At 71.9% G+C, this 16,675-nt stretch carries 16 protein-coding genes and 1 tRNA gene; 12 read left to right on the forward strand and 5 right to left on the reverse strand.

Annotated features, from left to right (window positions below; translation table 11 throughout):
- Positions 1-278 precede the first annotated feature (278 nt).
- The 5 genes from eno to G3I42_RS19070 all read left to right on the forward strand — a co-directional run bounded on the left by eno (position 279) and on the right by G3I42_RS19070 (position 4,255).
- Complete coding sequence (eno, locus tag G3I42_RS19050) at positions 279-1,565, forward strand: phosphopyruvate hydratase (RefSeq protein WP_009066343.1); 1,287 nt, start codon at positions 279-281, stop codon at positions 1,563-1,565.
- Between the two features lie 129 nt (positions 1,566-1,694).
- Positions 1,695-2,183, forward strand: a complete 489-nt coding sequence (locus G3I42_RS19055) for a septum formation initiator family protein (protein WP_164287540.1) — start codon at positions 1,695-1,697, stop codon at positions 2,181-2,183.
- A gap of 112 nt (positions 2,184-2,295) precedes the next feature.
- Positions 2,296-2,829, forward strand: coding sequence for a DUF501 domain-containing protein (locus G3I42_RS19060; RefSeq protein ID WP_164287542.1), 534 nt, complete (start codon positions 2,296-2,298; stop codon positions 2,827-2,829).
- Positions 2,826-3,767, forward strand: a complete 942-nt coding sequence (locus G3I42_RS19065; RefSeq protein ID WP_164287544.1) for a Ppx/GppA phosphatase family protein — start codon at positions 2,826-2,828, stop codon at positions 3,765-3,767. Before G3I42_RS19060 ends, G3I42_RS19065 begins: the two co-directional genes overlap by 4 nt.
- Positions 3,768-3,796: 29 nt before the next feature.
- Positions 3,797-4,255, forward strand: a complete 459-nt coding sequence (locus G3I42_RS19070; protein ID WP_164287546.1) for a hypothetical protein — start codon at positions 3,797-3,799, stop codon at positions 4,253-4,255.
- A 156-nt stretch (positions 4,256-4,411) separates the two neighbouring features.
- Here the strand turns inward: G3I42_RS19070 and G3I42_RS19075 are convergent, their stop codons facing one another.
- Both G3I42_RS19075 and G3I42_RS19080 read right to left on the reverse strand, forming a co-directional pair.
- A complete protein-coding gene (locus G3I42_RS19075) occupies positions 4,412-4,702 on the reverse strand; it encodes a hypothetical protein (RefSeq protein WP_343244589.1) in 291 nt (96 codons plus the stop codon).
- Positions 4,699-5,118 (reverse strand): ATP-binding protein, encoded by a 420-nt coding sequence (locus G3I42_RS19080; RefSeq protein ID WP_164287550.1) that lies wholly within the window; start codon positions 5,116-5,118, stop codon positions 4,699-4,701. Before G3I42_RS19080 ends, G3I42_RS19075 begins: the two co-directional genes overlap by 4 nt.
- 215 nt (positions 5,119-5,333) lie before the next feature.
- Here G3I42_RS19080 and G3I42_RS19085 point away from each other — a divergent pair, with 215 nt between their 5' ends.
- The gene (locus tag G3I42_RS19085) at positions 5,334-6,203 is read left to right on the forward strand and encodes a DUF5753 domain-containing protein (RefSeq protein ID WP_164287552.1); all 870 of its coding nucleotides are present in this window, start codon (positions 5,334-5,336) and stop codon (positions 6,201-6,203) included.
- Positions 6,193-6,402, forward strand: coding sequence for a DUF397 domain-containing protein (locus G3I42_RS19090; protein ID WP_008747448.1), 210 nt, complete (start codon positions 6,193-6,195; stop codon positions 6,400-6,402). Before G3I42_RS19085 ends, G3I42_RS19090 begins: the two co-directional genes overlap by 11 nt.
- Before the next feature lie 1,291 nt (positions 6,403-7,693).
- Here G3I42_RS19090 and G3I42_RS19095 read toward each other — a convergent pair.
- On the reverse strand, positions 7,694-8,599 hold the full coding sequence (locus tag G3I42_RS19095; RefSeq protein WP_164287554.1) for an SDR family NAD(P)-dependent oxidoreductase: 906 nt from the start codon (positions 8,597-8,599) through the stop codon (positions 7,694-7,696).
- A 98-nt stretch (positions 8,600-8,697) separates the two neighbouring features.
- On the opposite strand from G3I42_RS19095, the gene G3I42_RS19100 reads away from it, so the two are divergent.
- The 5 genes from G3I42_RS19100 (at position 8,698) to G3I42_RS37695 (ending at position 13,759) form a co-directional block, all read left to right on the forward strand.
- Positions 8,698-9,363, forward strand: a complete 666-nt coding sequence (locus G3I42_RS19100; protein WP_164287556.1) for a TetR/AcrR family transcriptional regulator — start codon at positions 8,698-8,700, stop codon at positions 9,361-9,363.
- Positions 9,364-9,903: 540 nt separating this feature from the next.
- Positions 9,904-11,325, forward strand: coding sequence for an NAD(P)/FAD-dependent oxidoreductase (locus tag G3I42_RS19105; RefSeq protein ID WP_164287558.1), 1,422 nt, complete (start codon positions 9,904-9,906; stop codon positions 11,323-11,325).
- 348 nt (positions 11,326-11,673) lie between these two features.
- Positions 11,674-12,978, forward strand: coding sequence for a cyclopropane-fatty-acyl-phospholipid synthase family protein (locus G3I42_RS19110; protein ID WP_164287560.1), 1,305 nt, complete (start codon positions 11,674-11,676; stop codon positions 12,976-12,978).
- A gap of 332 nt (positions 12,979-13,310) precedes the next feature.
- Positions 13,311-13,397: transfer RNA gene (locus G3I42_RS19115), tRNA-Leu, on the forward strand.
- 80 nt (positions 13,398-13,477) lie between these two features.
- Positions 13,478-13,759, forward strand: coding sequence for a hypothetical protein (locus G3I42_RS37695; protein WP_239096550.1), 282 nt, complete (start codon positions 13,478-13,480; stop codon positions 13,757-13,759).
- Between the two features lie 260 nt (positions 13,760-14,019).
- Here G3I42_RS37695 and G3I42_RS19125 read toward each other — a convergent pair whose 3' ends face one another.
- The gene (locus G3I42_RS19125; protein WP_164287562.1) at positions 14,020-14,724 is read right to left on the reverse strand and encodes an RDD family protein; all 705 of its coding nucleotides are present in this window, start codon (positions 14,722-14,724) and stop codon (positions 14,020-14,022) included.
- 164 nt (positions 14,725-14,888) lie between these two features.
- On the reverse strand, positions 14,889-16,334 hold the full coding sequence (locus tag G3I42_RS19130) for a catalase (RefSeq protein WP_164287564.1): 1,446 nt from the start codon (positions 16,332-16,334) through the stop codon (positions 14,889-14,891).
- Positions 16,335-16,675 lie beyond the last annotated feature (341 nt).

The raw sequence follows: 16,675 nt of genomic DNA on the forward strand, positions 1-16,675 counted from the left end.
CGCCCCCGCTCTCCGCCGCCTCCGCTCCCCGCCCCACACCCCGCCCCCTCACCCGCGCACGCCCCCGCTCACCAGCGCGGCTCACCTGTCACCCGCCCGGCTCAGATGCCCGATCGACCCCGATCCGCCCGCCCGGAAAGTCCGCTTCACCCGCTCCGTCCCACGGATTGCGGCCGAGTCCCGGGCGTAGGCCGGTACCGGACCCCCGGCCGGTTAGGCTCATGCAGCGGAAGGCCCCGCAAGGGCCTCCGCAGACCTGCTCCACATCCCAGAAGGAGATGCTCGTGCCGTCCATCGACGTCGTCGTAGCCCGGGAAATCCTGGACTCCCGAGGCAACCCCACGGTCGAGGTCGAGGTCGGCCTCGACGACGGCAGCACCGGCCGTGCTGCCGTGCCCTCCGGTGCGTCCACCGGTGCCTTCGAAGCCATCGAACTGCGTGACGGTGACGCCAACCGTTACCAGGGCAAGGGCGTCGAGAAGGCCGTCCTCGCCGTGATCGAGCAGATCGGCCCGGAGCTCGTCGGCTACGACGCGACCGAGCAGCGCCTGATCGACCAGGCGATGTCCGACCTCGACGCCACGCCCGACAAGTCCTCGCTCGGCGCCAACGCCATCCTCGGCGTCTCGCTCGCCGTCGCGCACGCCGCCTCCGAGGCGAGCGACCTGCCGCTCTTCCGCTACCTCGGCGGCCCCAACGCGCACCTGCTCCCGGTGCCGATGATGAACATCCTCAACGGCGGTTCGCACGCCGACTCCAACGTGGACATCCAGGAGTTCATGATCGCGCCGATCGGCGCCGAGTCGTTCTCCGAGGCCGTCCGCTGGGGCGCCGAGGTCTACCACACGCTCAAGAAGGTGCTCAAGGAGCGCGGCCTGTCCACCGGCCTCGGCGACGAGGGCGGCTTCGCGCCGAACCTCGACTCCAACCGCGCCGCGCTCGACCTCATCGTCGAGGCGATCAAGGAGGCCGGTTACGTCCCCGGGCGTGACGTCGCGCTCGCGCTCGACTGCGCCGCCTCCGAGTTCTACAAGGACGGCAAGTACCGCTTCGAGGGCCAGGACCGCACGGCCGCCGAGATGACCTCGTACTACGAGGAGCTGGTCGGCGCCTACCCGCTCGTCTCCATCGAGGACCCGCTCTTCGAGGACGACTGGGAGGGCTGGGCGACCGTGACCGAGCGCCTCGGCGACAAGGTCCAGCTCGTCGGCGACGACCTCTTCGTCACCAACCCCGAGCGCCTCCAGCGCGGCATCGACGAGAAGTCGGCGAACGCCCTGCTCGTCAAGGTCAACCAGATCGGCTCGCTCACCGAGACGCTGGACGCCGTCGAGCTGGCCCAGCGCAACGGCTTCAAGTGCATGATGTCCCACCGCTCCGGCGAGACCGAGGACGTCACGATCGCCGACCTCGCCGTCGCCACCAACTGCGGCCAGATCAAGAGCGGCGCCCCGGCCCGCTCCGAGCGCGTCGCCAAGTACAACCAGCTCCTGCGCATCGAGGAGATCCTCGACGACGCGGCGGTGTACGCGGGCCGCTCGGCGTTCCCCCGCTTCAAGGGCTGACCGCCCCGGCCCGCACGAGAAGGGCTGAGCCTCCGCACGCCCCCGCACCCGGTCCCGTACCGTGTGCGGGGGCGTACGCGTGTGTGCCGTACGCCTGTGCGCACCACCCGTACGAGGGGGAGAGCCGGGATGGCACGGAAGAACGACGGCGAGCGTTTCTCGACCGCGACCCGTCTGCGCGTCCTCGGCGAGCAGACGGCGGCCCGCGTCTACCGCTCCCAGTCCCGCCGCCAGGCCCGCCGCTCGCGCCTCACCGGGCGCGCCGCGATCCTCGTCCTCGTGCTGTGCGCGCTGATCGTCGCGCTCGCGTACCCGATGCGGCAGTACATCGCCCAGCGCGACGAGATCGCGCAGCTCCAGCGCGAGCTGAAGACCCACCAGGACGACGTGGAGCGGCTGCGCGACGAGAAGGCCCGCTGGCAGGACCCCGCCTTCGCCCGCCAGCGCATCCGCGAGCGCCTGCACTACGTCCTCCCCGGCGAGACCGGCTACACCGCCCTCGTCCCCGGCGCCGCGAGCGCGGGCCCCGAGCCGCAGGACGCGGCGGCCACCCGCCCCTGGTACACCAACGTCCTCGGCGGCATCGACGAGGCGGACCGCGCGGCGGCGCTGCGCTGAGAAGGGGCGCTGCGCCGAGGTGGGTGCCGGGCGGGGCCACCCGTGCGTACGGGGATACTGGAAGCCGTACGCGCGTACGCGCCGCCGCCCCGTCCCCGATCGAGAGCCCCGCATGCACACGCCCCCGCCGACCACCGCGCCCACCGAGCCCACCGAGGCGGATGTCGAGGTCTTCCGGCTCCAGCTCGGCCGGCCGCCGCGCGGACTGCGCGCGATCGCGCACCGCTGCCCCTGCGGGGAGCCCGACGTCGTCGAGACCGCCCCGCGCCTGCCCGACGGCACCCCCTTCCCGACGCTCTACTACCTGACGTGCCCGCGCGCCGCCTCGGCGATCGGCACCCTGGAGGCGAACGGCGTCATGAAGGAGATGACCGAGCGGCTGGCCCGCGACCCGGAACTCGCCGCCGCCTACCGCGCCGCGCACGAGGACTACATCGAGCGCCGCGACGCGATCGAGGAGCTGACCGGCTTCCCGAGCGCGGGCGGGATGCCCGACCGCGTCAAGTGCCTGCACGTCCTCGTCGCGCACTCGCTCGCGGCGGGCCCCGGCGTCAACCCGCTCGGGGACGAGGCGATCGCGATGCTGCCGGAGTGGTGGCAGAAGAAGCCGTGCTCGGAACTGTGTGCTCAGGAGGACGCGAAGTGACCCGCGTGGCAGCCGTGGACTGCGGCACCAACTCGATCCGCCTGCTCGTCGCCGACGTGGACCCGGCGACCGGCTCGCTCGTGGACCTCGACCGCCGTATGGAGATCGTCCGCCTCGGCCAGGGCGTGGACCGTACGGGCCGCCTGGCCCCGGAGGCCCTGGAGCGCACGTTCGCCGCCTGCCGCCAGTACGCGGCGGCGATCGCGGAGCACGAGGTCCCGGCGGGCGACATCCGCTTCGTGGCGACCTCGGCCTCGCGGGACGCCTCGAACCGCGACGACTTCGTGCACGGCGTACGGGACATCCTCGGCGTCGATCCCGAGGTGATCACGGGCGCCGAGGAGGCCCGCCTCTCCTTCACGGGCGCGACGCGCGAACTGGGCGAGGACACGTACCTGGTCGTGGACATCGGCGGCGGCTCGACGGAGTTCGTCCTCGGCACGAAGTCCCCCCGCGCATCGCGCTCGGTGGACATCGGCTGCGTCCGCATGACGGAACGCCACCTGACGACGGACGACGGCACCCTCCTGGACCCACCCCCGGCGGACCGCGTGGCGGCCATCGAGAAGGACATCGAAGCGGCGCTGGACGAGGCGGAGTCGGAGGTCCCCCTCACGGAGGCGTCGACGCTGGTCGGCCTGGCGGGCACGGTGACGACGCTGGCGGGAATCGCCCTGGACCTCCCCGCCTACGACTCGCAGGCGATCCACCACAGCACGTTGACCCGCGCGGACGTGGACACCCTGACCACCCGCTTCCTCACCTCGACGCACACCGACCGCGCGTCGATCCCGGTCATGCACCCGGGCCGCGTGGACGTGATCACCTCGGGCACGCTGATCCTCCGCGCGATCATGCGGCGGACGGGGGCGGAGCAGCTGGTGGTGAGCGAACACGACATTCTGGACGGCATCGCTTGGAGCGTGGCGGGGGAGTAAGGGGCTTCCGCCGGGGGAAGCCATCGCGCGTGCGCAGCGAAGACGGCGATCAGTACAACGAGTTCAGCGGCGAGGGGCACGGGCCCGTCTTCCAGTTCCGCAACTGGTACGGCGACTACCGGCCCCTCGCCGTGTCCCCGCAGCCCACCGAGGACGCACGCGCCGTGGCGGACCGCCGGGCGCGGCAAGCTCGCGCTCGACGCAGGTTTCTGTGGCTGACGGTCTGCTGGGTTGCGATGTTCTCCCTTCTTCCCCTCGGTCTTCTCGTCCTCTTCGTGCTTCCGCTGATGGACGGCCTCTCGGGTGGACTCCTCAGGATGCCGCCGCCCGACGATGCCGTCCCGCTGCGGCTGGCCGCCTATGTCGTGGGCTGGATGCTTCTCGCGCTGCCCGTCACCGCCGCACGAACTCGCGCGCGCCACGAAGCGGAGCATGGAACGACACTGCCCTGGCGCCAAGCACTCACACGCGCCGAAAGGCGTGACTGATTCAACCGGCGCCCCTCACCACCGCCAGCATCTCCGCCATCCCCACCGTCGCCCCGCCCTCGGCGAGTACGGCCCGTGCCTCCCGTGCCAGCGCTCGATCGGCGGCCTCCTCGCAGGCAGGGCACTCCACGCGCTCAGCGCATGCGCACTGTTCCCTCACCACCGCCGCGCCGCCCTTTCCGGCAGGAAGTACTCCCGCACCCGGTGCTCCGCCCACAGCCGGGCCACCCGCGCGGGGTCGGGGTCGGAGGCGTAGCCGGGGCAGATGCGGCAGCCGTCGGTGTGCGGGGGCGGTACGTCGTCGGGGTGGTCGTCCACGAGGTGCGCGGCGAGCGCGAGTTGGGCCCGTACGGTCCCGTCGCCGACCCGCGCCTCCCGCAGCACCCCCGCGTACAGCAGCAGGCACGACGTGCACCCCCACATGAAGGGCGGCGGCACGAGCGTCACCGCACGACCTCCGCCCACACGGCCTTGCCGAACGGTGTGTCGTACGCGCCCCACCGGCCGGAACACAGGGCGTCCAGGATGAACAGCCCGCGTCCGCGCTGCCGTTCGGCCGAGGCGAGGCGGCGGCGCGGGTGCCGCCGGACAGGGTCCCTGACCTCGACGCGGGTTCCGGACCCGGTGACCTCGACCGAGACGGAGAGGAAGTCGTCCGGCTCCGTCCCGTACCGCACGGCGTTGCCGACCAGCTCCGAGACGACGAGCTCCACGTCCTCGATGTGTCCGCCCGGCACCGATGACACCTTGACGAGTTCCCCCCGCACAAACGTGCGGGCCCGTTTCGCCGATTCCGGCTCGCCCGGCAGAACGAGGAGCGGGGTGGGGGAAGTGGGCGGTTTCGCCCAGGAAATCTCACTCATGGGGACACCCGATCTGCAACGCCGTCAGGGGCGTCGCGGTGGTTGCTTGCGATCAGGGTGATAGATGACACACGGCACGTGCAAGCTCATCTGGAAAGAAATGCAAAATTGCATATGCGTGTGCCGCAGCACCCATAATGCCGAAAGGCCGGATGACATGGGCGGATGGCGACGGGCAGACTGACCCCACGCGACCGAGAGGGAGGAGCGATCGCATGGGCGTACCCACCGTCAGACGTAGGCGACTTGGCCGGAAACTGCGCGAACTGCGCGCCGAAGCCACCCTCGAAGAGATCGCGGAGGCGGCAAAAGGCACCTTCAACGTCTCCAAGCTCTCCCGGCTCGAAGGCGCCAAGACGGCCGCGAAGGCGACCGATGTGGAGAGGCTGCTCGACCTGTACGGGAGTCTCGGCCGCACCGTCTCGCCGGAACTGCGGGCCGCGCTGCTCGACCTCACCCGCGAGGGAGCCAAGCGCGGCTGGTGGCAGTCGTACCGCGCCGTTCTGAGCCCCGTCTACGAGGACCTGATCAGCCTGGAGGACGAGGCGTCGTCCGTGCGGACCTGGCAGATGGGCGTCATCCCCGGCCTGCTCCAGACCGGCGAGTACGCGCGCGCCTTCATGCGGGCGATCAGCATGTCCGACGCCATCGAGGAACGCATCGACGCGCTGGTGGAAGTGCGGCTCGCGCGGCAGGCCGTCCTCACCCGGCGGGACGAGCCCCTCAAGCTCTGGGCCATCATCGGCGAGTCCGCGCTGCACACCCGCTGCGGCGAGGGCGTGATGCGCGACCAGCTCGGCCGCCTGCTGAGCCTGGCGCAGCGCCCGAACATCACCGTCCAGGTCCTGCCCTTCGACGCCTCACCGCACGTCGGGCAGATGGGGGCGTACGCGATCCTCGGGTTCAACAACCTCCCCGACCTCGATGTCGTGCATGTCGAGAGCCTGACCTCGGCCTTGTACGTCGAGGACGCGGGCCAAGTCGCCGTGCACGGAGCCGCTTTCGAGCAGTTGCAAGCCGCGGCCCTGCCGGTGGACCAGTCCGCCGAACGCATCGCACAGATAAGGAACACCCATGATTCGTGACGCCTCCCGTCTTCCCGTGACGTGGTGGAAGTCCTCGGCAAGCGGCACACAGTCCGACTGCGTCGAGTGCGGAAGGCTCGGCGCGCGGGCCGTGGCCGTACGGGACAGCAAGCGGCCCTCGGGCCCCGCCCTCGTCGTGAGCCCCGCCGCGCTCACCGCTTTCGCCACGGCGGCCGGCGCAGGAACGCTCGGCGCCTGACCCGGCCCGAAAGCCGCCCGTCCGCCCCGCACCGGGGTGGACGGGCGGCTCTTTCGTGTGCCCGCGAGAGCCGCCCGTCCGCCCCTGACCGACGGGCGTGGCCCCAGGGCCACGGTGTCCACGCGTTCGTCCTCTTCGTGGACGTTCCGCACGGTGCGCGGCGCGTCGAGCGGCGTGGTCCGTTCCCCTGTACGCGAGGAGGCCACCCGTCATCCCTCGCGCCCGCGCGTGCCCCTGGGGTGAGTGAGTGCTCACCCACCTGAGAGGACACCTTCCGGGCCCGCGCCCCAGGCGATCGCGTTCTCGCGGGGTGCGGGGCGCGGGCGGTGGGCGCCGCCTCGGGCAGGACCTGGAGGCGGCGGCCCCGGTCGTCCGCAGCCGTCGCCCCTTGACGCCTGGCCCGCCCGCCAGAGCCCGGCCCGGGCTCACGGTGTCCACGCGTTCGTCCTCGTCCCGGACGTCCCGCACGGTGACCGCCGCATCGAGCGGCGTGCCCCATTTCCCCGTCCGTGAGGTGGCAGTCCGTCCTCCCAGGTGAGTGAGCACTCACCCACCTGGGAGGACACCTTCCGGGCCCGCGCCCCAGGCGATCGCGTTCTCGCGGGGTGCGGGGCGCGGGCGGTGGGCGCCGCCTCGGGCAGGACCTGGAGGCGGCGGCCCCGGTCGTCCGCAGCCGTCGCCCCTTGACGCCTGGCCCGCCCGCCAGAGCCCGGCCCGGGCTCACGGTGTCCACGCGTTCGTCCTCGTCCCGGACGTCCCGCACGGTGACCGCCGCATCGAGCGGCGTGCCCCATTTCCCCGTCCGTGAGGTGGCAGTCCGTCCTCCCAGGTGAGTGAGCACTCACCCACCTGGGAGGACACCTTCCGGGCCCGCGCCCCAGGCGATCGCGTTCTCGCGGGGTGCGGGGCGCGGGCGGTGGGCGCCGCCTCGGGCAGGACCTGGAGGCGGCAGTCCCGGTCGTCCGTAGCCGTCGCCCCTCGACGCCCGGCCCGCCCGCCAGAGCCCGGCCCGGGCTCACGGTGTCCACGCGTTCGTCCTCGTCCCGGACGTCCCGCACGGTGACCGCCGCATCGAGCGGCGTGCCCCGTTTCCCCGTTCGCGAGGTGGCCGTCCGTCCTTCCGGGCCCGCGCCCCACGCGACCGCGTGCTGCTGTCAGGGCCGTAAGCGCTCGCCGCCGTGCGTCGGGCCGGACGGGCAAAGCGTCGGTGCTCCCGCCGTGCCCGTCGCATCAGTCGCCCGCCGTGCGACGCGCGAGCGTTCGTGCGGCCGGGACGCGAGCGGAGGGGGGACTACTCCACCGGGAACGTCACCCCCGTCAGCTCCTCCGACACCGTCCACAGCCGTTCCTGGACGGCCTCGTCGTGGGAGGCGGGGCTGGACGTGACCCGTCTCGGGGTGCCGCGGAGTTCGCCCGTGCCGCCGGGGCCGTAGTAGTCGCCGCCCGTCGCCGTGGGGTCGGTCGCGGCGCGCAGGGTGGGCAGGGCGCCCATCTCGGGCTTCTGGGTGAGCAGGGGGGCGAGCCAGGTGACCGGAAGGCGGAGCGCGGCGGGGGTGTTGCGGATGAGTTCGGTGTTGGAGACGCCGGGGTGGGCGGCCGTCGCCACCGTCGTACCGCGCCTCGCGAGGCGCCGCTGGAGCGCGTACGTGAACATCAGATTGGCGAGCTTGGCCTGGCCGTAGGCGCCCGTGCGGCTGTACGACCGCTCCCATTGCAGGTCGTCGAAGTGGATGGCGGCCCGGATGCGGTGGCCGGTGCTGCTGACCGTGACGACCCGGGAGCCGGGGACGGGCAGCAGCCGGTCGAGGAGCAGGCCGGTGAGGGCGAAATGCCCGAGGTGATTGGTGCCGAACTGGAGTTCGAAGCCGTCGGTGGTCGTCCGCTTCGGCGTGTACATCACGCCCGCGTTGTTGATCAGGAGGTCGATGCGCGGGTGGGCCGCGCGCAGCTCGGCCGCGGCGGTCCGTACCGAGTCGAGCGAGGTCAGGTCGAGGGTCTGGACGGTGACCTCGCCCGGCATACGGGCCGCCGCCTGCTCCCCCTTCCCGGCGTCGCGGACGGCCAGGACCACCTTCGCCCCGCGCGCGGCGAGCGCCCTGGCGGTCTCGAAGCCGAGCCCGGTGTTCGCGCCGGTCACGATCGCCACCCGCCCGTGCTGGTCGGGGATGTCCTGCTCGGTCCAGTTGTCACTGCTCATGACGCGCTCCTAAGAAACCAACGGTCTGTTACGGGGAACGTAAAAGACCGCCGGTCTTCTGTCAAGGAACCGGTGGTCTCTAAGCTAGGCTGGCGGGCGTGACATTTCAGCGAGCACGCAGCGAGGAGCAGCGGGAGATCCGCCGCCGGGCGATCCTGGACACGGCCGCGGCGATGCTCGACGAGATGCCCGTGGCCGAGGTGAGCCTCAACGAACTCAGCCGACGGGTGGGCCTCGCCAAGTCGAACGTCCTGCGGTACTTCGAGTCGCGCGAGGCGGTGCTGCTCGAACTCCTCGACGACTTCCTGGGGGAGTGGCTCGCCGTGCTGGCGGACGAGCTGGCCGCGGGCATCGAGGCGGAGGCGGCGCCGGAGGCGCGGGCGGAGCGGCTGGCGGAGATCCTCAGCCGGTCGCTGGCGAGCCGTACGGTGCTGTGCGACCTCTTCGGCGCGCAGGGCGGCGTCCTGGAGCACAACGTCTCGGTCGAGGTGGTCAAGCGGCACAAGCGCTCGTCCCTCGCGAAGCTCGCGGGCATGGCCGAGCTGGTCCGTCACCACGTGCCCGAACTCGGCGAAGGCGCGGAGATGTTCTGCCTGACGGGCCTGATCTCGGCGGGCGCCCTGGCGGCATACGTCCCGCCGCCGCCCAGCCTCCTCGCCGCCTACGAGGACGAGCCCGCGCTCGGCGTGCTCCACCTGGACCTGTGCGAGGCCCTGCGGATCTCGCTCACCTCGGCGCTCCTGGGCGTTCTGCCGCGCGCCTGACCTCCGGACGCCGCGCGGGGAAGCCGTGCGCCGTTCGGCCCGCCACGGGGGCCGAACGGCCCTGGCCGGGTCCTCGCCGCAGGGTGTCTCCTGAAGGGGTGCGCCGGAGGTTGTTGGTCATCGCTCGGGCTGTCCCCTCCACGTCCCCAACCACCCCCGGAATCCCGGATTCCGCCCCTCTCCCACGCCCTCTCGCGCTCCCCGGCGCGGAAAGTTCGTGATTTCCTTCACAAGGAAATCGGCCCCTGCGGGCGAGGTCTGGGCCGTCGTTGTGATCCAGGAGGCACTCAGGCGGGCGGCGCCGGGCGCGGATGAGGGTTTCGGGGGGATTGCGGCGCGGTGTCGCGCGCGGTGGTACACGTACCCCGTGCGCGCTGAGGCGCTGCTCACAGGGGGTGCGGAACGCCTCGCGAGGCCGAGTGGTTCCCCCTGCGCGACATGACATGGATCACGTGGGCGGCGCAGTGTAGCAGAGGGGTGGGGGAAGCTTGTGAAGGGGCGCACGAGGTACCTGTGCGGGGCGGGTGGATACTCGACTTCATGAGCACCACGGAGCGTCCCCGAATCCTCGTAGTGGGTGGTGGGTACGTAGGACTGTACGCAGCACAGCGCATCTTGAAGAAGATGCGCTACGGCGAGGCGACCGTGACGGTCGTGGACCCCCGCTCGTACATGACCTACCAGCCCTTCCTCCCGGAAACCGCCGCCGGCAACATCTCGCCGCGCCACGTCGTCGTCCCCCTGCGCCGTGTCCTGAAGAGGGCCGAGGTCCTCACGGGCAAGGTCTCCTCGATCGACCAGGACCGCAAGGTCGCCACGATCGCCCCGCTCGTGGGCGAGTCGTACGAGCTGCCCTTCGACTACCTCGTCATCGCGATGGGCGCGGTCTCGCGCACCTTCCCGATCCCGGGCCTCGCCGAGCAGGGCATCGGCCTCAAGGGTGTCGAGGAGGCCGTCGGCCTCCGCAACCACGTCCTCGCGCAGATGGACAAGGCCGACTCGACCCACGACGAGGCGATCCGCCGCAAGGCCCTCACCTTCGTCTTCATCGGCGGCGGCTTCGCCGGTGCCGAGACGGTGGGCGAGCTGGAGGACATGGCCCGCGACGCGGCCAAGGACTACCCGAACGTCTCCCGCGAGGACATGCGCTTCCTCCTCGTCGACGTCGCGGACAAGATCCTGCCCGAGGTCGGTCCCAAGCTCGGCGAGTACGGGAAGAAGCACCTGGAGTCGCGCGGCGTCGAGGTCTACCTCAAGACCGGCATGGACTCCTGCGTGGACGGCAACGTCAAGCTCAACAACGGCCTTGAGGTCGAGGCCGGGACCATCGTGTGGACCGCGGGCGTCAAGCCCAACCCGGCCCTCGCGAAGTTCGGTCTCCCGCTCGGCCCGCGCGGTCACGTCGACGTCGGCGCCGACCTCCAGGCCACCGGCACGAACTACATCTGGGCCGCGGGCGACAACGCGCAGGTCCCGGACATGGTCGGCCGCAAGGCCGGCAACCCGAACGCCTGGTGCCCGCCCAACGCGCAGCACGCGCTGCGGCAGGCGAAGGTCCTCGGCGACAACGTCGTCTCCGGCATGCGGGGCTTCCCGCAGAAGGAGTACAGCCACTCCAACAAGGGTGCGGTGGCGGGCCTCGGCCTCCACAAGGGCGTCGCGATGATCGTCATGGGCAAGATGAAGATCAAGCTCAAGGGCCGTCTCGCCTGGTACATGCACCGCGCGTACCACGGCATGGCGATGCCGACGTTCAACCGCAAGATCCGCGTCTTCGCCGACTGGACGCTCGGGATGTTCCTCAAGCGCGAGGCCGTCTCGCTCGGCGCCGTCGAGACGCCGCGCGAGGAGTTCTACGAGGCCGCCAAGCCGGCCCCGAAGCCCGCGCCCGTCGCCGAGGTCCCCGCCCCCAAGGCGGAGGCCACCAAGGGCGAGTCCGCCGAGCCCGCGAAGGCCGGCTGACCCAGCGACACCGGGACCGAGAGGTCCGGCGAGACACCGGGTGCGCGGTGCGGTTCCCTCCGGGGGCCGCACCGTCCCCGTAACGACGTACCGGAAGGGGCGTCCGCCATCCGTGGGGCGGACGCCCCTTCCGTGTGCCCGGGTGTTTTTCCCGCATTCCTCATTCCGCCTGCGGCTGAAAAGGATGGCGCCACCACGGATTTTCCGCTTCCCTTGCGGTGACTGCTTCTACGTTGTACGTGGGGCTGCGCGAACACCCACCCGGTGTTTACGTAGGGGGGAGACGTCACGGCCCGCGCCCCTGACGCGCTCCCCGCGCCCAGCGGAACTCCCCCGGAGGTGTGCGCCATGCAGGACGCCGCGTCGCGGCTCACCGACCTCGCCCAGGAACTGCTCGGGGCCCCGCTCCCGGTCCGGGTACGGGCCTGGGACGGCAGCGAAGCGGGTCCGCCGGGCGCCCCCGTCCTCGTCGTACGCCACCGCCGCGCCCTGCGCCGCCTGCTCTACAAGCCGGGCGAACTCGGCCTCGTGCGGGGCTGGGTGTCCGGGGAGCTGGAGGTCGACGGCGACCTCTACGACGTACTCGACCGGCTCTCCTCGCTCGTGTGGGACCGGGGCGAGGACGACACCGCGCCGAAGAGCCTGCTCCAGGCCGTACGCCGCCCCGAGGTCCGCGCCGCGGGCCGCGCCCTGCTCCGCCTCGCGGGCCCCGGGCTGCCGCCGTCCCCGCCGCCCGAGGAGATCCGCCGCCCCGGCCGCGGCCACCGCCACACCAAGGGCAGCGACCGCCAGGCGATCAGCCACCACTACGACGTCGGCAACCCCTTCTACGAGCTGGTCCTCGGCCCCTCGATGGTCTACTCCTGCGCGTACTGGAGCGAGGGCGGGACGCTGGAGCAGGCCCAGCGCGACAAGCTCGACCTCATCGCCACCAAGCTCGACCTGCGCCCCGGGCAGCGGCTCCTCGACGTCGGCTGCGGCTGGGGCTCGATGGCGCTGCACGCGGCGCGCGAGTACGGGGTCGAGGTCGTCGGCGTCACACTCTCGCGCGAGCAGGCCGCGTACGCCCGCAAGCGCGTCGCCGAGGAGGGCCTCGGCGACAAGGTCGAGATCCGCGTGCAGGACTACCGCGACGTCCACGACGGCCCCTTCGACGCGATCTCGTCGATCGGCATGGCGGAGCACGTCGGCGCGGCGCGGTACGAGGAGTACGCGCACGACCTCTACGCCCTCCTCAAGCCCGGCGGGCGCCTCCTCAACCACCAGATCGGGCGCCGCCCGCTGCGCGACGAGAGCGCGTACACGATCGACGAGTTCATCGACGCGTACGTCTTCCCGGACGGCGAGCTGGCGCCGATCGGCACGACCGTCTCGCTCCTGGAGCGGGCCGGTTTCGAGGTACGGGACGTCGAGGCGCTGCGCGAGCACTACGAGCGGACGCTGCGGGCCTGGGTGAGCAACCTGGAGGCGCACTGGGAGGAGGCCGTCCGGCTCACCTCGCCGGGGCGGGCCCGGGTGTGGCGCCTGTACATGGCGGCCTCGGCGCTCTCCTTCGCGCGCAACCGGATCGGCGTCAACCAGGTGCTCGCGGTACGCACCCCGGAGTCCGGCGAGTCCGGGCTGCCGCCCCGTCCCCGTACCTGGCACAACTGACCGGAGGCGGGCTCTCGCGCAACTGCGCAGGAATCCACCCGTACCGGACCGGAACCACGACCGCCCCGCGGACCGTCTTGACCGACGCGACCGCGGGGCGGTCGCCGTGCGAAGGCCCGCGCGCGGGTCCGGTCGCGGAGTCTCACGGAGAGGACAGTGAATTCCCGTCATTTACCGCCGACCCGCTGCGGGCCGGTCGGCGGGCAAAGCCCTGCCCCGAGATCTGACGGAGCGTCAGGCGGCAATAAAATAAGACAGGATGCAGTCTCCGTTCGCCCGTGCGGACGGAGCGCCCCCGATAGGCTGCGAGACGGCAACGGGGTGCATGGCCTGCCCGGATGGTGGAATGCAGACACGGCGAGCTTAAACCTCGCTGCCCTTCCCAGGGCGTACCGGTTCGAGTCCGGTTCCGGGCACCACCCACTGACCCGCTGACCTGCGGACACACGCCGCCGCCGCGAGGCTCGCGCCGAGGAGGCCGCCGAGGGCGTTGCAGAGGATGTCGTCGGCGTCGACGACCCTGCCGATGCTCACCGTGTACTGCGCGGCCTCGATGCCGAGGCTGGTCAGGAGTGCGCATCCCGCGGCCCAGGCGAGGCCGCGGCGCCGGTGCGCGAAGTACTGGAGGACGGCGAGCGGCACGAACATCGCGGTGTTCGCGACCATCTCCACGACGGTCATCTCCAGCTCGTCGCGGGCCAGCCCGGCGAACCTGTGGAGGGGCGGCCACCAGATGGTGCGGTGGGGCGTGAAGGGACCGATCGGGAAGACGGTCGCGTAGAGCACGAGCGCCAGGCAGAGCGTGTACGCGAGGCGGCTGAACCCCCTGGTCCCGGCCGGGCGCCGGACCCGTGCGGCGCCGAGGGCGAGCGCGAGGAGCGCGACGACGGCGAGGAAGGCCGCCACGGTGAAGGGAGTGATGTACAGGACTATCCGCCACATGGGGCCCGAACCTAGGGGCCGGACGAGCGACGAGCGAGGCGAGCGAGTGGGGGCTCACCCGATCGGGTCAGGGATGTCCCCGCCGGGGGCGTTCTCCGGTTACCAGCCGAGCCTCCGCCGTGCTTCGCGGTCGCGGGCCTCGCGGGCCTGCCACTCCCGGGCCTCGCGTTCCTTGCGGGCGCGGGCCTGGTCCGCCTTCCACTCGCGCTCCTCGCGGTGCTGCCTCTCGCGTGCCGCCCGGCTCGGCGGCTGCCTGTCCGGGGTCTCCTTCTCCGCCTGCGCCGCACGCTCCTCGGGGGTCAGGGCCGGGCCCTCCGGGATCTCGCGGTGCACGACGTCGATCCCGAGCACCTTGCCCGTCACCACGTCCGCGCCGTCCAGATCGATGACGACGGCGAGGAGGGCGAAGGGGACCAGGAGGAGGCCCACCAGCCAGCGCCGCAGCAGGCGCCAGAAGTGCGGGCGGCCGCCGTCCTCGGCGCGGATCACGCGCAGGCCCAGCATCAGCTTGCCGAGGCTGCCGCCGAACCAGCGGCCGAAGAGGACCTGGTTGAGGAAGGAGCAGCACACCGCCGAGCCCCAGAGCAGGGCCGCGGTCGTCCCCAGGCCCAGTGGGTTCCCCTCCGTGGCGATCGCGTACGCGAGGGCAGCGGTGAACGCCGTCGGCACCGCCATGACCAGGCACAGGACGAAGTCCAGGAGGACCGCGCTGCCGCCGCGACCACTGCTCGCCGGCGGTCCGACCCGCCTGCCGCCCGGGTACACGGTCGCTTGCGGCATCCGGCTCGCCGACTTCCCCGTCATCGACCTCAACTCCCCCAGAGGTGTTGGCGCTTCGGTGGGAGTGACGAGAGCGGCACGGTACGTGGTTCCCCCGGGCGCTCCCCGCGCGTCAAGGTCCCCCACGCGGCGAAGCCCGCCCCCGCGGAAAGCGCGGGCGGGCCCGTGGCCGTAGAAATTCCGGTGCGTCAGCCGAAGTTGGCCGCGATGCGGTCGCCCACCGACGGGTCGATGTTGCGCCAGTACTCGAAGGCGCGCTCGCGGACCTTGGGGGAGACGCCGTTCTGGAGGTGGCGGGTCACGTTGCCGACGAGGCGGTCGCGCTGGGCGTCGTCCATGACGTCGCGGACGAGGGAGCCCGGCTGCGAGAAGTCGTCGTCGGCCTGGTGGAGCGTGTACGCCGCGCGGACCATCTCGGCGGAGTCCACGAGCCAGCCCGCCGGGTGGTTCCAGCGCTCCTCGTCGGCCGTGGGGCCGCCGTAGGAGTTGGGGGCGTACGGGCGTGCCACGTCCGGCTCGTAGAAGCGCATCGCGCCGTCCTTCGCGTACGAGCGCACCTCGTTGATCGTGCGGTTCGGCGGCAGCTGCGTGTAGTTCGTCCCGATGCGGTACCGGTGCGTGTCCGCGTACGAGAAGAGCCGCGCCTGGAGCATCTTGTCCGGCGAGGGGCCGATGCCCGGGACGAGGTCCGAGGGGTCGAACGCGGCCTGCTCGATGTGCGTGAAGAAGTCCGTGGGGTTGGTGTGCAGCGTCATCCGCCCGACCTCGATGAGCGGGTAGTCGCCGTGCGGCACCGTCTTCGTCACGTCGAAGATGTTGAACCGGTACGAGGGCGCGTCGTCGTACGGGATCGTCTGGACGTACAGCGTCCACGAGGGCGCGTCGCCGCGCGCGATCGCGTCGAAGAGGTCGCGCCGGTGGTGGTCGGCGTCCTCCCCGGCCATCGCGGCGGCCTCCATGTCGGTCAGGTGGTCGACGCCCTGGTCCGAGTGGAAGTGGTACTTCACCCAGGTCCGCTGCCCGGCCCCGTTGACCCACAGGTAGGTGTGCGAGCCGTAGCCGTTCATGTTGCGGTACGTCTTCGGGATGCCCCGGTCGCCCATGAGGTACGTGACCTGGTGCGCCGACTCGGGGGACAGCGTCCAGTAGTCCCACTGCATGTCGTTGTCGCGCAGCGCGCTCGGGATCGTCCGCTTCTGCGAGCGGATGAAGTCCTGGAACTTGCTCGGGTCGCGCATGAAGAAGATCGGCGTGTTGTTGCCGACCAGGTCGTAGACGCCCTCCTGCGTGTAGAACTTCAGCGCGAAGCCGCGCGGGTCGCGCCACGTGTCGGGGGAGCCCTGCTCCCCGGCGACGGTCGAGAAGCGGGCGAGCATCTTCGTGCGGCGGCCCGGCTGGAAGAGGTCGGCGCGGGTGAACTGCGAGACGTCGTTGGTGACCTCGAAGGTCCCGTAGGCGCCGCTGCCCTTCGCGTGCACGACCCGCTCGGGGACCCGCTCCCTGTTGAACTGCGCCATCTTCTCGATGAGGTAGTTGTCCTGGAGCAGGAGCGGTCCGTCGGGGCCGACCGAGAGCGAGTACTGATCGCTCTCGACCGGGATGCCGGTGTTGGTGGTGGAGTTCGGGTCGGCCACTGCGGGTCTCCTTCGCGCTTCGCGGTGGGGCGCGGCGGACGGGTCCGCGTGCGCGCCCCGGGTGCGGGAGCCGCTCGGGTGCCCGGCGGGACCCGGGGTCATTCCTCACGTGGCGTGAGCGCCCGGGTTCGCTCGGTACGGCTCCCGCTCAGCCTCGGGTCGCGCACCCGGGGCGGCAACCCGGGGCCGGGAGCGCCTTCACCCACTCGGGTGAGAAGCGGTGCGGAAGGACGACGGGCGGGGGCGACGGCGGGGGACACTGCGGTTCTCCCGCTCCGCCCCGCCGCGCCCGCCCCGTCGCGCCCGCCCCGCAGCCCACGCCCCGCAGCCCACGCCCCGCC

The sequence above is a fragment of the Streptomyces sp. SID11385 genome (assembly GCF_010548245.1).
Taxonomy (GTDB): domain Bacteria; phylum Actinomycetota; class Actinomycetes; order Streptomycetales; family Streptomycetaceae; genus Streptomyces.

Bases quoted from the DNA above. Each gene is read 5' to 3' on its own strand.
- eno (WP_009066343.1), top strand. From the start codon at position 279: ATGCTCGTGCCGTCCATCGACGTCGTCGTAGCCCGGGAAATCCTGGAC.
- G3I42_RS19095 (WP_164287554.1), bottom strand. From the start codon at position 8,599: ATGAGCAGTGACAACTGGACCGAGCAGGACATCCCCGACCAGCACGGG.
- G3I42_RS19090 (WP_008747448.1), top strand. From the start codon at position 6,193: ATGATTCGTGACGCCTCCCGTCTTCCCGTGACGTGGTGGAAGTCCTCG.
- G3I42_RS19085 (WP_164287552.1), top strand. From the start codon at position 5,334: ATGGGCGTACCCACCGTCAGACGTAGGCGACTTGGCCGGAAACTGCGC.
- G3I42_RS19055 (WP_164287540.1), top strand. From the start codon at position 1,695: ATGGCACGGAAGAACGACGGCGAGCGTTTCTCGACCGCGACCCGTCTG.
- G3I42_RS19060 (WP_164287542.1), top strand. From the start codon at position 2,296: ATGCACACGCCCCCGCCGACCACCGCGCCCACCGAGCCCACCGAGGCG.
- G3I42_RS19080 (WP_164287550.1), bottom strand. From the start codon at position 5,118: ATGAGTGAGATTTCCTGGGCGAAACCGCCCACTTCCCCCACCCCGCTC.
- G3I42_RS19110 (WP_164287560.1), top strand. From the start codon at position 11,674: ATGCAGGACGCCGCGTCGCGGCTCACCGACCTCGCCCAGGAACTGCTC.
- G3I42_RS19105 (WP_164287558.1), top strand. From the start codon at position 9,904: ATGAGCACCACGGAGCGTCCCCGAATCCTCGTAGTGGGTGGTGGGTAC.
- G3I42_RS19125 (WP_164287562.1), bottom strand. From the start codon at position 14,724: ATGACGGGGAAGTCGGCGAGCCGGATGCCGCAAGCGACCGTGTACCCG.
- G3I42_RS37695 (WP_239096550.1), top strand. From the start codon at position 13,478: ATGTCGTCGGCGTCGACGACCCTGCCGATGCTCACCGTGTACTGCGCG.